Source organism: Pseudomonas sp. C8002, assembly GCF_013385765.1.
Classification (GTDB): domain Bacteria; phylum Pseudomonadota; class Gammaproteobacteria; order Pseudomonadales; family Pseudomonadaceae; genus Aquipseudomonas.
The window spans coordinates 25,190-40,212 of record NZ_JACAPJ010000013.1; the positions used below are offsets into that span (position 1 = coordinate 25,190).

Here is a 15,023-nt window from a genome sequence, read left to right on the forward strand (position 1 = left end):
GCTACCGGAAAAGACTCTTGCAGGCACTCGCTATCAAGTTTTGCAGGATGCGACCGATATCCCTGGGTATGCCTTAACGATGTATGACGCCTTGATGTGTTGTAGAAACCAGTGGAGCCTCCCGTGCGCCAGCATTATCTAGCCCTGCTCAGTGTGTTCGCCAGCCTGCCCGCGATGGCCCTCACGTTCCAGACACGTCTGGAGAATATTGAGTGGAAAGTGGAGGGCGATAAATTCGAGTGCCGCTTGAGCCAGCCGATCACCGATTTCGGCTCGGGCGAGTTCGTGCGCCGGGCCGGCGAGCAGGCGACGTTTCGCCTGAAAGCCTTTAACGGCTCGTTGGGTGCCGGTTCCGCAACCCTATTGGCGGCGGCTGCGCCGTGGCAGCCGGGGCGTGGCGATATCAACCTGGGGGCGGTGCGTGTCGGCAGTGGCGATGTGCTGTTCAACAGCTCCCAGGCCCAGGCCGGGCGTTTGTTTACCGGCCTGCTCGAAGGGCGCAGCCCGACGGTGCGCCACTATAGCCGCGACGGCGGTTACTCAGAGATCCGCCTGCTGCCGGCGAAATTCAGCAAGGCCTACAACGACTACCAACTCTGCACCACCAAGCTGCTGCCGATGAATTTCGAGCAGGTCAGACAGACCGAGGTGGGTTTCCCGGGTGGCGGCATCGAACTGGACGCGGCGGCCAGGAAAAAGCTCTCGGTGATTCTCGAATTCATGAAAGCCGACCCGACGGTTAACCACGTCGAGTTGAATGGCCACTCCGACAACAGCGGCAATCGCCTGACCAATCGCGACGTTTCGCGGCGTCGTGCATTGGCGGTAATGGACTACTTCAAGGCCAATGGCATCCAGGAATCGCAGATTACCCTGCGCTTTCATGGCGAAAGCTATCCGCTGGCGCCGAACACCAACGCGGCCAACCGGGCGAAAAACCGCCGGGTGAATATTCAGCTCGAACGGGTGGCAGCCCCCGACAAACCGGCGCCCCAGGCCAAGGCGCCAGGCAACGCTGCCGCCACCTCATAAGGTGCGGCGTTTCGTCGCCCGCTCGACATAATCTGTCGCTTTATCTTCATTTGCTGTCGCGCCTCTGTAATTTCACGGTTTTGGTCGGTAGAATCGACGCCTTTCCGTACAACCCCGTGGAGTGATGGCATGGCCGACGTAAACAAGGTCGTTCTCGCGTATTCCGGCGGCCTGGACACTTCGGTGATCCTCAAGTGGCTGCAGGATACTTATAACTGTGAAGTGGTGACCTTCACCGCTGACCTGGGTCAGGGCGAAGAGGTCGAACCTGCACGTGCCAAGGCGCAAGCCATGGGCGTGAAAGAGATCTACATTGACGACCTGCGCGAAGAGTTCGTCCGCGATTTCGTTTTCCCGATGTTTCGCGCCAACACTGTCTACGAAGGCGAGTACCTGCTGGGTACTTCCATCGCACGTCCGCTGATCGCCAAGCGCCTGATCGAAATCGCCAACGAAACCGGCGCCGACGCCATTTCCCATGGCGCCACCGGCAAGGGCAACGACCAGGTGCGTTTCGAACTGGGCGCCTACGCCTTGAAGCCAGGCGTAAAAGTGATTGCTCCGTGGCGTGAATGGGACCTGCTGTCCCGTGAAAAGCTGATGGACTACGCTGAAAAGCACGCGATCCCGATCGAGCGTCATGGCAAGAAGAAGTCCCCGTACTCGATGGACGCCAACTTGCTGCACATCTCCTATGAAGGCGGCGTGCTGGAAGACACCTGGACCGAGCACGAAGAAGACATGTGGAAATGGACCGTCTCCCCGGAGAACGCTCCTGACAAGGCCCAGTACCTGGAACTGACCTACCGCAACGGCGACATCGTCGCGCTGGACGGCGTCGAAATGACCCCGGCCACCGTACTGGCGACCTTGAACCGTATCGGTGGCGAACACGGTATCGGCCGCCTCGACATCGTCGAGAACCGTTACGTGGGCATGAAGTCCCGTGGTTGCTACGAAACCCCGGGCGGCACCATCATGCTGCGCGCTCACCGCGCCATTGAGTCCATCACCCTGGACCGTGAAGTGGCTCACCTCAAAGACGAGTTGATGCCCAAGTACGCCAGCCTGATCTACACCGGCTACTGGTGGAGCCCTGAGCGTCTGATGCTGCAACAGATGATCGACGCTTCCCAGGTCCACGTGAACGGCGTTGTGCGCCTGAAGCTGTACAAGGGCAATGTGATCGTGACCGGTCGCAAGTCCGATGAGTCGTTGTTCGACGCCAACATCGCCACTTTTGAAGAAGATGGCGGCGCCTACAACCAGGCAGACGCGGCAGGCTTCATCAAGCTGAACGCGTTGCGCATGCGCATTGCGGCCAACAAAGGTCGCAAGTTGTTCTGAGTGTTGTAAGTTGCAATGAAAAATGGCCCCTCAAGGGGCCATTTTTTTTTGGTTGAAAATACATCCGGAATCATCGGGCGCGCGCCTGTGTTTATTGTTCGCTTCGAAAAAGTTCAGGTACTCCAGGAGATGACCTGGAGTGTTTATATTTTTACGGGGGCAATGTTTATTAATTTCGCTCGATAAGTGATGCATTGTTGAAAGTGAGATTTTTTCTTGTAGGCAGGAACTATGTACTACAGAAAATTCACTCAGAAATGTACCGCGAATATGTCAGATGCTGACATGCCTGTAGGATTTATGGAGCGTTAGTAATTATGTCGAATGGAACTTTTAAAAACCCGGTTTCCCTCCGGGTTCACAGGTCTTCTGACAGCGCACAAGGGGCATTTCCTGAAACTTGTGTACGGCGCGTTTACCCGGGCCCGCGTAATCCTGGGAATTTTCACTCAAAATATGTTTGTGCTCGGAAAGTTCTGAAAGCCCCAACAAAACTGGATAGCTCCGATCTGGCGTTTTTTTGTAGGTTAAATCCTATGTCTTTGTGGGTTAGGTCTCTGCTTGCTGTTGCTTGGGGGGGAGCGCTATGCCAAGCGAGAAACGACTAGGCTATTGTGCTTACTCTTAATAATTCGAACAGCGAAATTGGACTTGCCCATGAATAAAGTGCTGATCGTGGATGATCATCCCGTCATTCGTCTTGCTGTGCGTATGCTAATGGAACGTCATAGTTATGAGGTCGTTGCCGAGACCGATAACGGTGTCGATGCCTTGCAACTTGCGCGCGAGCATATGCCGGACATTGTCATACTGGATATTGGAATTCCCAAACTCGATGGCCTGGAAGTTATATGCCGGCTGTCATCAACCAAACAGGCACATCCCTTCAAGGTGCTGGTGCTGACGTCCCAGGCGCCCGGGCATTTCTCGATGCGGTGCATGCAGGCGGGTGCTGCCGGCTACGTGTGCAAGCAACAGGATCTCACCGAGCTGTTGAGCGCGGTCAAGGCGGTGCTGTGCGGGTACAGCTACTTCCCCAACCAGGCGTTGAACTCGGTGCGCTCCACAATGGGTAACGCCAGCGAAGCGGACATGGTCGAGCGCCTGTCCGGCCGGGAGATGATGGTGTTGCAGCAGTTGGCCCGCGGCAAGACCAACAAGGAGATCGCCGATGGCATGTTCCTGAGCAACAAGACTGTGAGCACCTACAAGACCCGCTTGCTGCTCAAGCTCAACGCCCGCTCGCTGGTGGACTTGATCGAGCTGGCCCAGCGAAACGGCCTGGTGTAGGCCGGCCTCACATTTACATCCAGTCAGAAAAAAGCCTCCGCAAGGGAGGCTTCTGTTTATCGTTGGATCGATTAGAGATCGAAGTCGTAATCGGCCAACTGTTTTTGCAAGCGCCGCTCTTCCAGAAGGTTGTCGATGGTGCGGCGTTTGCTCAAATTGGTCTTGGCCACCTCTACCGGTGCTTCTGCTGCATCATCGTCGGATTCAGCGCCAACAACGTCGTCTTCTACATCCAGTTGTTCTTTGCCAGTGCTCATAAGGTTAACTCCAGGCTAAGACTGCCGTTGGCGCTCCTTATAACGATAATCTCGGGCCTGGTAAAAAAGATTTTTTCAATCGACTCATCGATAAAAGCAATGATGGCTCAATCGTCGGAAGTCTTTTCCTTGTATTCGCACAGGTCTTCGATGCGGCAGCTGCCACAGCGCGGCTTGCGGGCTTGGCAGACATAGCGTCCGTGAAGGATCAGCCAGTGATGCGAGTCCAGCAGGTACGGCTTGGGCACGAACTTCATCAGCTGTTTTTCCACCTCCACCACATTTTTTCCGCGGGCAATACCGGTTCGGTTGCTGACCCGAAAGATGTGCGTGTCCACCGCCATGGTCAATTGGCGAAATGCCGTATTGAGCACCACATTGGCGGTTTTTCGGCCAACACCCGGAAGGGCTTCCAGGGCTTCGCGCGTTTGCGGTACTTCGCTGCCGTGCAGTTCCACCAGTAGCCGGCATGTCTCGATGACATTCTTCGCCTTGCTGTTGTACAGGCCGATGGTCTTGATGTATTCGGACAACCCCTCAACCCCCAGCGCGTAGATCGCCTCCGGGGTGTTCGCCACCGGATACAATTTGGCGGTGGCCTTGTTGACGCCGACGTCTGTGGACTGGGCCGAGAGAATCACGGCGATCAGCAACTCGAACGGCGAGGAGTAGGCCAGTTCGGTTTTCGGTTCCGGGTTGTCTTCGTGAAGCCGGCGGAAAATTTCCAGGCGTTTTGCCGCGTTCATGGGGCGAGCGGTTCCTTGCGGACAGTCAGTGTGGTTACGAAAAACGGGCCCAATAACCCGAGCAGGATAAACGCGGCGTGCACCGGCAGTACACGCTTCATCACGTGGGGCCGGTGCTCAAGGGGTTCAGGTGCGGGCATCAGCCACCACCAGTGCTGCAAGCGCCTGCTCTGCCGTTTCGAAGTGCTGTTGCAGAATGATCAACTGCGACTGCTGTTCAAAGGTCGGCGGGTGGCCGAAAGCTTTCAGGGATTTGTGCAATTGGGCGCGGCTCATGGCCAGGTTGATCTTGGCCTTCTTCAAGGCGGCGTCCATGGCCGCGGCTTTTTGTGCACGAACCCGCTCAATGGCCGCCTGGACTGGGTTGACCGTGGCCGCAGCTACCGGGGCGGCGCGCTTGGAGCGTGCCTGGCGTTCGGCAAGTTTCTGTTCCTCTTCGCGTTGCAGCCGCGCGTTGCGCTGTTCAAACCGTCGCCGGGCCCGGTCGCGCTTGAGGCTGCGTGCCTCGCGTTCATGATCATTGGAGGCCAGCCCGCCGACAATCGGTACCACGGTGCTCAACGGACGCATTTCGATGCAATCAACCGGGCAGGGTGCTACACACAGGTCGCAACCCGTGCACTCGTCGACAATCACCGTGTGCATCAATTTGGCAGCACCGACGATAGCGTCCACCGGGCAGGCCTGGATGCATTTGGTACAGCCGATGCACTCCGCTTCACGGATAAACGCGATCTGTGCGGGCGCTTCCCCTCGAGATGTGTCCAGCTCCAGCACCGGGAGCTTCAACAGCTGCGCCAGGCCTGCGATGGTTTCCTGGCCGCCCGGAGGGCACTTGTTGATCGCCTCGCCTTGGGCAATGCCTTCTGCGTAGGGCTTGCAGCCAGGATGCCCACATTTGCCACACTGGGTTTGCGGCAGCAGGGCGTCGATACGTTGAATCAGGCTCATGGTTTGATCATTGCGTTGGAACCCGGAAAAGCCACAGCCAACAACGGGCCGACAGCAAACAGAATCCGATTATCCGGCAAGCGAGGAGGGGGTACTAGCTGAAACCGCCCCATGGCCGAGACCATGAGGCAGTTAGCCATTGTCACTTGATGCGCTGACCCGGCTTGGCGCCGCTGTCCGGGCTCAACAGGTAGATCTCTTCACCGCCAGGGCCGGCCGCCATCACCATGCCTTCGGAGATACCGAACTTCATTTTCCGCGGCTTGAGGTTGGCGATCATCATGGTCAGGCGACCATCGAGCTTGGATGGGTCCGGATAGGCGCTCTTGATCCCCGAGAACACGTTGCGTTGTTCATCACCGATGTCCAGGGTCAGGCGCAGCAGCTTGTCGGCGCCTTCCACGGCTTCGGCCTTGAGGATCAGGGCCACCCGCAAGTCCACCGCAGCGAAGGCGTCGAAGTCGATTTCCGGCGACAACGGATCTTTCGCCAGTTCGCCATTGCCCGCAGGTGCAGCGTCGCCGGTATCGGTCTTGCTGGCCTCGAGGTCTTCTTTCGATGCGTCGGTCATGGCCTGCACTTTTACCGGGTCGATACGGGTCATCAGCGGCTTGAACTCATTCAACTGATGGTTGCCGAGCAGTGTCGCATGGTCATTCCAGGTCAGCGGCGGCACATTGAGGAACGCCTCGGCATCGGCTGCCAGCAATGGCAACACCGGCTTGAGGAAGATCACCAACTGACGGAACAGGTTGACGCCCGTGGCGCAGATCGCCTGGACTTCAGTCTGCTTGCCTTCCTGCTTGTTCAGCGACCACGGCGCCTTGTCGGCGATCCAGGCGTTGGCGCGGTCGGCCAGGCCCATGATTTCGCGCATGGCCCGGGCAAAGTCGCGAGCTTCATAGGCATCGGCGATGCTCGGCGCGGCGGCCAGGAATGCATCGGTCAACTCAGGTGCGGCATTTTCAGCCACCAGCACCCCGGCGTTGCCCTTGTGGATAAACCCGGCGCAACGGCTGGCGATGTTGACGACCTTGCCCACCAGGTCCGAGTTGACCTTCTGTACGAAGTCTTCCAGGTTCAGGTCCAGGTCGTCGACACCACGGCCCAGCTTGGAGGCGTAGTAGTAGCGCAGGTATTCCGGCGACAGGTGGTCCAGGTAGGTGCGCGCCTTGATAAAGGTGCCACGGGACTTGGACATCTTCTGGCCGTTGACCGTCAGGTAACCGTGCACGGCAATGCCGGTTGGCTTGCGATAGCCCGAACCTTCAAGCATTGCAGGCCAGAACAGCGCGTGGAAGTTGACGATGTCCTTGCCGATGAAGTGGTACAGCTCGGCCGTGGAGTCCTTGTTCCAGAACGCGTCGAAGTCCAGCTCCGGCGTGCGGTCGCACAGGTTCTTGAAGCTGGCCATGTAGCCGATCGGCGCGTCCAGCCACACGTAGAAGTACTTGCCTGGCTCGCCCGGGATCTCAAAGCCGAAGTACGGCGCATCGCGGGAGATGTCCCACTGTTGCAGGCCGGCGTCCAGCCATTCGGCGATCTTGTTCGCCACGGCGTCCTGCAGGGTGCCGCTGCGGGTCCAGGTTTGCAGCATCTGCTGGAAATCCGGGAGCTTGAAGAAGAAGTGCTGGGAATCCTTGAGTACCGGGGTGGCGCCGGAGATGGCCGACTTCGGATCCTTCAGGTCGGTGGGCGCGTAAGTGGCGCCGCATTTCTCGCAGTTGTCGCCGTACTGGTCCTCAGTGCCGCATTTCGGGCAGGTGCCCTTGATGAAGCGGTCGGCCAGGAACATTTTCTTTTCCGGGTCGAAATACTGGGTGATCGAACGCGTGGCAATGTGCCCGGCGTCCTTGAGGCGCAAGTAGATCTGGCTCGACAGCTCGCGGTTTTCGTCGGAGTGGGTCGAGTGGAAGTTATCGAAATCCACCAGGAACTCGGCAAAGTCGGCGCTGTGTTCAGCCTGGACATTGGCGATCAGTTGTTCCGGGGTGATCCCTTCCTTCTCGGCGCGCAACATGATGGCCGAACCGTGGGCGTCGTCCGCGCAGACATAAATGCATTGATTGCCGCGATGCTTCTGGAAGCGCACCCACATATCGGTCTGGATGTACTCAAGCATATGGCCAAGGTGGATAGAACCATTGGCATAGGGCAGGGCGCTGGTGACGAGGATCTTGCGTGGCTCGGACATGGGGCTCGGCTACTTGATGAAACGGAGGTCGGCCACTATAAAGCGCCGGGAAATTTATTTCACCCCGTGCGGCTGTTTCCGGATTTTCCCGCAGGCCGAAAGCGTGCCGCTGGGGCGCTGGAACGGTTAGGATAGCCGCCTGTTTTAGTCAGTCTTTTTTCGGGAGTAGCCCATGAGCGCCGTCAATCGCGCAGCGGTGGAAGCCGTTCTTCGCCAGTACACCGACCCCTACCTGAACCAGGACCCGGTCAGCGCCGGGTGCGTACGCGCCATCGACGTGCAGGGTGACAAGGTTTCGGTCCAGCTTGAGCTGGGCTACGCCGCAGGCCTGTTCAAGAGCGGCTGGGCGCAGATGCTGCAAATGGCCATCGAAGGCCTGGACGGCGTCAGCTCGGCCAGGGTCGACATCCAGTGCGTGATCGCCCCGCACAAGGCCCAGGCGCAGATTCCGGGCCTGGCCAACGTCAAGAACGTGGTGGCCGTGGCTTCCGGCAAGGGCGGCGTGGGCAAATCCACCACCGCCGCCAACCTGGCCCTGGCCCTGGCCCGGGAAGGCGCGCGGGTCGGGATTCTCGACGCCGACATCTATGGCCCGAGCCAGGGCGTGATGTTTGGCATCCCGGAAGGCACCCGGCCGAAGATCAAGGACCAGAAATGGTTCGTGCCGATCGAGTCCCATGGCGTGGAAGTCATGTCCATGGCCTTCCTGACCGATGACAACACACCGATGGTCTGGCGCGGCCCGATGGTATCCGGTGCGTTGCTGCAACTGGTCACCCAGACCGACTGGGGCAATCTGGACTACCTGGTGATCGATATGCCGCCAGGCACCGGCGATATCCAGCTGACCCTGGCGCAGAAAGTGCCGGTGGCCGGCGCGGTGATCGTCACCACACCGCAGGACCTGGCGCTGCTGGATGCCCGCAAGGGTGTGGAGATGTTCCGCAAGGTCAACATCCCGGTGCTGGGCGTCGTGGAAAACATGGCGGTGCACATCTGCTCCAACTGCGGCCACGCCGAGCATCTGTTCGGTGAAGGCGGCGGCGAGAAGCTCGCGACCCAGTACGGCGTTGAACTGCTGGCGTCGTTGCCGCTGTCCATGGGGATTCGAGAGCAGGCTGATGGCGGCAAGCCGACGGTGGTTGCCGAGCCCGATGGCCAGATTGCCATGGTCTACCAGGAGCTGGCGCGCCACGTAGGCGCGCGAATCGTCCTGCAGGAAGCAGAGGCCCAGGCAATGCCGACGATTACTGTCAGCGACGACTGATCCACCGGATGGGAAAAAAGCCTCGACCTTGTCGGGGCTTTTTCTTGCCTGGTGAACACCAACGAGGCGTTTTTTACTCTTTTACGTAATTGCTGGTGTAAGCATTCACTTACTTTTTCGTAAGCGTTTGGGTTTTTTCATCGGCGGGGGCGTCTTGAATTGATTGCCTATATTTCTATCTTATTGAAATATAAAGATTATTTATTCGCGTTTGAGCGCGTGAATCGAAAACCCGGCGGGTTGGATCCCGTTGAACTTCCCCGTGAACTCTCTAAGATCAGCCCTGTGTCCACGGATTGACACAGTCATCAAGGAACGATGATTCAGGGAACCTCGCAGGATGCGATTCATCAGGACGATGAAAAGGAACACAGGGACTAGGGAAAAAATGTGGGCGGGTCATACCGCCCCTTTTTTTTGCCTGTAGAAAAGTGAAACCTGCCCCGCAGAAATGCAAAAAGGCCCGCAAGGGGCCTTTTGGAGGGCATCGACGCTATCAGCGTTCGAGGTCGGCAATCTTGCCTTTTTTGCCATCCCACTCTGCCGCATCCGGCATCGGGTCTTTGCGCTCAGTGATATTCGGCCAGATTTCCGCCAGCTCAACGTTCAACTGAATAAATTCCTGCATCTCTGCCGGGACTTCGTCCTCGGAGAAAATAGCGACGGCCGGGCATTCTGGTTCACACAGGGCGCAGTCAATGCACTCGTCCGGGTGGATGACCAGGAAATTCGGGCCTTCGTAGAAGCAGTCCACCGGACACACTTCTACGCAGTCGGTGTACTTGCACTTGATGCAGTTGTCGGTGACGACGAAGGTCATTTCTAATTTTCTCCTCAGGCGGCGGCAGCGAAACCCTTTGTGGCAGGGCTCGCGAGGTTCGGGAGCGATAGTCTGCAGGCCAGGCTAAAAGCCCGCAGCATCCCAAACCGCGCGAGAGTCTACCAGCTTGCAAGCGTCTGCGTTATATCCGAGTCTTCAGTGCATATAACATTTCGAGCGCTTTTCGCGGCGTCACGTCATCCAGGTCAAGCTTAGCCAACTCATCCAGTACCGGATGAGGCAGGCTGGCGAACATGTCGCTCTGGTGCGGCGCGCTGGGTTTGTTGCTGGCCTTGGCCGGGCTGGCCACGGGAATCTCATGGGGCAGCGCTGTTTCTTCCAGGCGGCTCAGGTGCTCGCGAGCACGGGTAATCACCTCGGCCGGCACCCCCGCCAGTTGCGCCACGGCCAGGCCGTAACTCTGGCTTGCCGGGCCGGGCAGCACGTGGTGCAGGAACACGATGCGCTCGTTGTGCTCGGTGGCATTGAGGTGCACGTTGGCTACCAACGGCTCGTTTTCCGGCAGCACGGTCAGTTCGAAGTAGTGCGTCGCGAACAGCGTATATGCCCGCAGGTGCGCCAGACGCTCGGCCGCCGCCCACGCCAGGGACAGCCCGTCGAAGGTGCTGGTGCCGCGGCCCACTTCGTCCATCAGCACCAGGCTGCGTTCGGTGGCGTTGTGCAGGATGTTGGCGGTTTCGCTCATTTCCACCATAAAGGTCGAACGGCCGCCGGCCAGGTCATCGCTGGAACCGATCCGGGTGAAGATGCGGTCCACCAGTGACAATTCGCAGCTTGCCGCCGGCACGAAGCTGCCGATATGCGCCAGCAGCACGATCAACGCGGTCTGACGCATGTAGGTGGATTTACCGCCCATGTTCGGACCGGTGATCACCAGCATCCGGGTATCGTCGTCCAGCGACAGGTCGTTGGCGACGAACGGCGTGGTCAACACCTGCTCCACCACCGGGTGGCGACCTTGCACGATGCGCATGCACGGCTCGCTGACAAAGCGCGGGCAGTTCAGGTCAAGGTTCAGGGCACGCTCGGCCAGGTTGCTCAGTACATCCAGCTCGGCCAGGGCGGCGGCGGTGTCCTGCAACGGCGCAAGCTTGTCGATCAGGCTTTCGAGCAAGGCTTCGTAGAGCATTTTCTCCCGGGCCAGGGCGCGGCTTTTGGCCGACAGCGCCTTGTCTTCGAATTCTTTAAGCTCCGGAGTGATAAAGCGCTCGGCACCCTTGAGGGTCTGGCGGCGCTGGTAATCGATCGGCGCCTGCTCGGCCTGCTTGCTTGGCAACTCGATAAAGTAGCCGTGCACGCGGTTGTAGCCGACTTTCAGGTTGGCCAGGCCCGTGCGGGCTTTTTCACGGGCTTCCAGGTCAATCAGGAACTGCCCGGCGTTCTCGCTCAGGGATTGCAGCTCATCCAGCTCGGTGTCGTAACCGGTCTTCAACACGCCACCGTCACGGATGATCGCGGGCGGGTTGTCGATGATGGCTTTTTCCAGCAGCGCCGCCAGCTCCGGGTAGGTGCCGGTGGTGACTGCCAGCTGCTGCAGGTGCGGTGCTTCCAGTTCGGTCATCGCCGCTTGCAGTTGCGGCAGGGCGCCGAGGGCATCGCGCAGGCGTGCCAGGTCGCGGGGCCGCGCGTTACGCAGGCCGATCCGCGCCAGGATCCGCTCGATATCGCCGATTTCCTTGAGCTGCGGTTGCAGCTTTTCAAAGCGGTAGCGGTCGAGCAGGCAGGTAATAGAGGTCTGGCGGGCTTGCAGCACGGTCAAATCCCGCAGCGGGCGGTTCAACCAGCGGGTGAGCAAGCGGCTGCCCATGGCGGTCTGGCAACGGTCGACCACCGATTGCAGGGTGTTGTCGCGCCCGCCGGCGAGGTTGGTGTCCAGTTCCAGGTTGCGACGGCTGGCGCCATCCAGCACCACGGTGTCGTCCAGGCGTTCATGACGCAGGCTGCGCAAATGCGGCAGGGCAGTGCGCTGGGTTTCCTTGGCATAGCTGAGCAGGCAACCGGCGGCGCCGATGGCCAGGGTCAGGGTTTCGCAACCGAAGCCCTTGAGGTCTTGCACGGAGAATTGCTGGCACAGGCTTTTCAGCGCCGAATCACGCTCGAAATCCCACGGCGCACGACGCTTGGTCCCACGGCGACGTTCCGCCGGCAGGTCCTTTGGCCAGTCGTCCGGGATCATCAACTCCACCGGGTTGACGCGCTCAAGCTCCGCCAGCAGATTCTCCCAGCCCTTGATCTCCAGCACCGTGAAGTTGCCACTGGTGATATCCAGGACTGCCAGGCCGAACAGGCGTTCGTCCCCCAGTACTGCCGCGATCAGGTTGTCGCGACGCTCATCCAGCAGCGCCTCATCACTCACCGTACCCGGCGTAATGATGCGCACCACCTGGCGTTCCACCGGGCCCTTGCTGGTGGCCGGGTCGCCGATCTGCTCACAGATCACCACCGACTCGCCCAGCTTCACCAGCTTGACCAGGTAACCTTCCAACGAATGATATGGAATCCCGCACATCGGAATTGACTGCCCGGCCGACTGCCCGCGCGCGGTCAGGGTGATGTCCAGCAACTTGGCCGCCTTCTTCGCGTCTTCATAGAAGATCTCGTAGAAGTCGCCCATGCGGTAGAACATCAACTGATCAGGGTGCTGGTTTTTCAGGCGCCAGTACTGCTGCATCATCGGGGTGTGGCTGGAGAGGTCGGTCATACGCGGGGTTCAGCTCTTCCTGTCGATTTTTGGCAAGGGTAAATAGGCTAATGGTACATTGATTTTTTATGCATTGTGGGCGGCTATACGATGTTGAATTCTCGCTACGAGCCTTATAAACGATGTGTTTGTCCTATGGTTTACGATGGAAACCAAGACAGATCGGGTTCGGTTGATCAATAAAAAAACCCGACGCTGGGTCGGGTTCTTTATTGCAGTGCCTTAGTAGATGTCAGGCTCGTTTTGCCTCAGCTGCCATCAATACAAGGTTCTGCTGTTTGGTCGCTTCGGTCAGCACTTCGCTGTATACGCGCTTTTTTTGATCAGATTTAGCGTTACGAATAAAGTCGGCAAAGGGGCTTTTTGCACCTTTGGTCAAGCCCAGCTTAATCGAAATCATCATTACGCTCCTGATGGTTGCCCGAGTCTGGCCTCAAGATCGGCCCGCGTGTGTCGCTCAGGAATATGGTAGTCAATTTTTTCGACACCGGCTTTGTACAATCGTCCCGAGTTGTCAATGTGCTTGAGCAGCAAATCCACGTGGATATCGCCGCCGTACTCTAGCTTAAGTGCGTTGACGACGTCACGTGCGGCAAAGTACTGGTCGATGAAATGCTCTTTACGAATCCTTCTTCCTTCTGCTTCTTCGCGAGCTTTGACGAAGTCCCAAGCGAGCCTCGGATCCTGGTAGACGTACAGAATCTGTACGAACCTGCCTTTTCTTAAGGAACGATCCACATTCCGCCTGGCGACATCAATGTTTGAAAATGTTCCGTCAAGGAGGAACGACTGCTGTTGGTCCATCGCAAAATCCAGAATCTTCTCCACCAAAATAGAAACCCCTCTCTGGAATAACCAGGAGTTACCGCCGGTATAGGCAACAAATTCGCTACGAAGCTCATCGGGGTCAATTCGAAGGATCGGGGTGTCGGCAAAAAGATTCACGAGCGCGATTGATGCCTCGGTTTTTCCTGCACCCGGTGAGCCGGCCATGTAGACCGATACAGGCGCCTCTTCCGGAGGATAGATAGCTTTGTCGGTCAGACGCCTGGCAATCATTTTCTTGTTTGAGCGAGCAAAGCGCAGCGCTTCGTCTGAGACTTCTTGCTCTGAGTGCGTCATGACTTTTCTGATTGGATCTGCAAAGTGCGTCATCAACAAACCCAGCATTTTTCCGATAGGCGCAGGTTAGCATGCGAGGCAGACCACAAATGGTTAGGTAAAAATCTGCAATCAATGCATTAAATATGCAAATAAGCATTTGCCAAGCATCAAAACTGCCTGCACTATCCGCGTTATGCAAAAACGCAACGTTTCTATCGTCTTAAGAGAGCTGCTGGACCGCGACCGGATCTCCCCCACGGAGCTTCACCGGCGTACCGGCGTGCCTCAATCCACACTGTCCCGGATCCTCAGCGGCAAGATCGTGGATCCGTCGGACAAGCACATCTCGCGCATCGCCGATTACTTCCAGGTCAGTACCGATCAGCTGCGCGGGCGCGCAGGGCTGGTGCCGGCGCGGTCGGACGAGCGTGACCCGATGCATTCGGAACTCAAGGACATAAGCCTGTGGGACGACGAAACACCCGTTAATGATGACGAGGTGTCGATCCCCTTTCTGCGCGAGGTTGAATTGGCTGCTGGATCAGGAAGATTCGTCATCGAGGAAAGCGAGAAGGCCAGCCTGCGATTCGGCAAGCGCAGCCTGCGGCATAACGGTGTGCAGTTCGACCAGGCCAAGTGCGTGACGGTGCGCGGCAACAGTATGTTGCCGGTGCTGCGCGACGGCGCCACCGTAGGTGTCAATGCGGGCAAATGCGGGATTGGTGACATCGTCGATGGCGATCTTTACGCCATCAATCACAACGGCCAGCTACGGGTGAAACAGCTCTATCGCCTGCCTTCCGGGATTCGCCTGCGTAGCTTCAACCGCGATGAACATCCGGACGAGGACTACAGCTTCCAGGAAATCCAGGATGAACAGATCAGCATCCTTGGTCACGTTTTCTGGTGGGGCATGTACGCCCGCTAACCCTTCTGTGTAAGACAAAGCCCGCCAGTGAGCGGGCTTTTTTTCGTCTGCGTAAAACCACCAAACCCTTTGCCTGCGGGGCTATAAATGCACCTGTGCATTTCTTGCGCAAAAATAAATGCATTTGTGCATTGACTGTATATGCATACATGCATATTCTTCATCTCAAGCCAGCCAAGAAGGCCTGGTGGAGGCGGCAAGGATGCTGCCAAGGAAGACAGGGACGTTACGCAACACCGGCAAGGACGCCATCGAAGCGATGGCAAGGATGCCAGGCAATACCGGCAAGGATGCCGACGCTCTTTAGTTTCAAACCGCTTCAAGAACAGGCAGCGATGAACCGGCCTTAACGGTTCAGAGGGTTG

The 15,023-nt window shown here is 58.1% G+C and carries 12 protein-coding genes and 1 pseudogene; 5 read left to right on the plus strand and 8 right to left on the minus strand.

The features are described from left to right. Positions 1-123: 123 nt before the first annotated feature. From HX814_RS20610 to HX814_RS20620, 3 genes are all read left to right on the plus strand, one after another. Positions 124-1,032, plus strand: a complete 909-nt coding sequence (locus HX814_RS20610; RefSeq protein WP_177009856.1) for an OmpA family protein — start codon at positions 124-126, stop codon at positions 1,030-1,032. Between the two features lie 129 nt (positions 1,033-1,161). Further along, a complete protein-coding gene (locus HX814_RS20615) occupies positions 1,162-2,379 on the plus strand; it encodes an argininosuccinate synthase (RefSeq protein ID WP_003208700.1) in 1,218 nt (405 codons plus the stop codon). Positions 2,380-3,036: 657 nt separating this feature from the next. Next, positions 3,037-3,669, plus strand: coding sequence for a response regulator transcription factor (locus HX814_RS20620; protein ID WP_003208698.1), 633 nt, complete (start codon positions 3,037-3,039; stop codon positions 3,667-3,669). A 71-nt stretch (positions 3,670-3,740) separates the two neighbouring features. Here the strand turns inward: HX814_RS20620 and HX814_RS20625 are convergent, their stop codons facing one another. From HX814_RS20625 to metG, 4 genes and pseudogenes are all read right to left on the minus strand, one after another. After that, positions 3,741-3,926 (minus strand): PA3496 family putative envelope integrity protein, encoded by a 186-nt coding sequence (locus HX814_RS20625; protein WP_003208696.1) that lies wholly within the window; start codon positions 3,924-3,926, stop codon positions 3,741-3,743. 107 nt (positions 3,927-4,033) lie between these two features. Beyond that, positions 4,034-4,672 carry an endonuclease III gene (gene nth / locus HX814_RS20630; protein WP_010170146.1) on the minus strand — a complete coding sequence of 213 codons (639 nt, stop codon included), beginning with the start codon at positions 4,670-4,672 and terminating at the stop codon, positions 4,034-4,036. 150 nt (positions 4,673-4,822) lie between these two features. Further along, positions 4,823-5,644: pseudogene (gene rsxB / locus HX814_RS20635) on the minus strand (electron transport complex subunit RsxB); the annotation flags it as partial. Positions 5,645-5,765: 121 nt separating this feature from the next. Further along, positions 5,766-7,817 (minus strand): methionine--tRNA ligase, encoded by a 2,052-nt coding sequence (gene metG / locus HX814_RS20640; protein ID WP_177009854.1) that lies wholly within the window; start codon positions 7,815-7,817, stop codon positions 5,766-5,768. A 172-nt stretch (positions 7,818-7,989) separates the two neighbouring features. On the opposite strand from metG, the gene apbC reads away from it, so the two are divergent. Beyond that, complete coding sequence (gene apbC, locus HX814_RS20645; RefSeq protein ID WP_087695282.1) at positions 7,990-9,084, plus strand: iron-sulfur cluster carrier protein ApbC; 1,095 nt, start codon at positions 7,990-7,992, stop codon at positions 9,082-9,084. Positions 9,085-9,580: 496 nt separating this feature from the next. Here the strand turns inward: apbC and fdxA are convergent, their stop codons facing one another. The 4 genes from fdxA to HX814_RS20665 all read right to left on the minus strand — a co-directional run bounded on the left by fdxA (position 9,581) and on the right by HX814_RS20665 (position 13,781). Next, the gene (gene fdxA, locus HX814_RS20650; RefSeq protein WP_003208688.1) at positions 9,581-9,904 is read right to left on the minus strand and encodes a ferredoxin FdxA; all 324 of its coding nucleotides are present in this window, start codon (positions 9,902-9,904) and stop codon (positions 9,581-9,583) included. Positions 9,905-10,046: 142 nt separating this feature from the next. Continuing rightward, positions 10,047-12,626, minus strand: a complete 2,580-nt coding sequence (mutS, locus tag HX814_RS20655; RefSeq protein ID WP_087695283.1) for a DNA mismatch repair protein MutS — start codon at positions 12,624-12,626, stop codon at positions 10,047-10,049. Between the two features lie 232 nt (positions 12,627-12,858). After that, positions 12,859-13,029 (minus strand): hypothetical protein, encoded by a 171-nt coding sequence (locus HX814_RS20660; RefSeq protein WP_003208685.1) that lies wholly within the window; start codon positions 13,027-13,029, stop codon positions 12,859-12,861. Continuing rightward, positions 13,029-13,781 (minus strand): zeta toxin family protein, encoded by a 753-nt coding sequence (locus HX814_RS20665; protein ID WP_256344147.1) that lies wholly within the window; start codon positions 13,779-13,781, stop codon positions 13,029-13,031. The genes HX814_RS20660 and HX814_RS20665 overlap by 1 nt, the downstream gene beginning before the upstream one ends. A gap of 142 nt (positions 13,782-13,923) precedes the next feature. Here HX814_RS20665 and HX814_RS20670 point away from each other — a divergent pair, with 142 nt between their 5' ends. Beyond that, positions 13,924-14,658 (plus strand): XRE family transcriptional regulator, encoded by a 735-nt coding sequence (locus HX814_RS20670; RefSeq protein ID WP_023659216.1) that lies wholly within the window; start codon positions 13,924-13,926, stop codon positions 14,656-14,658. Positions 14,659-15,023 lie beyond the last annotated feature (365 nt).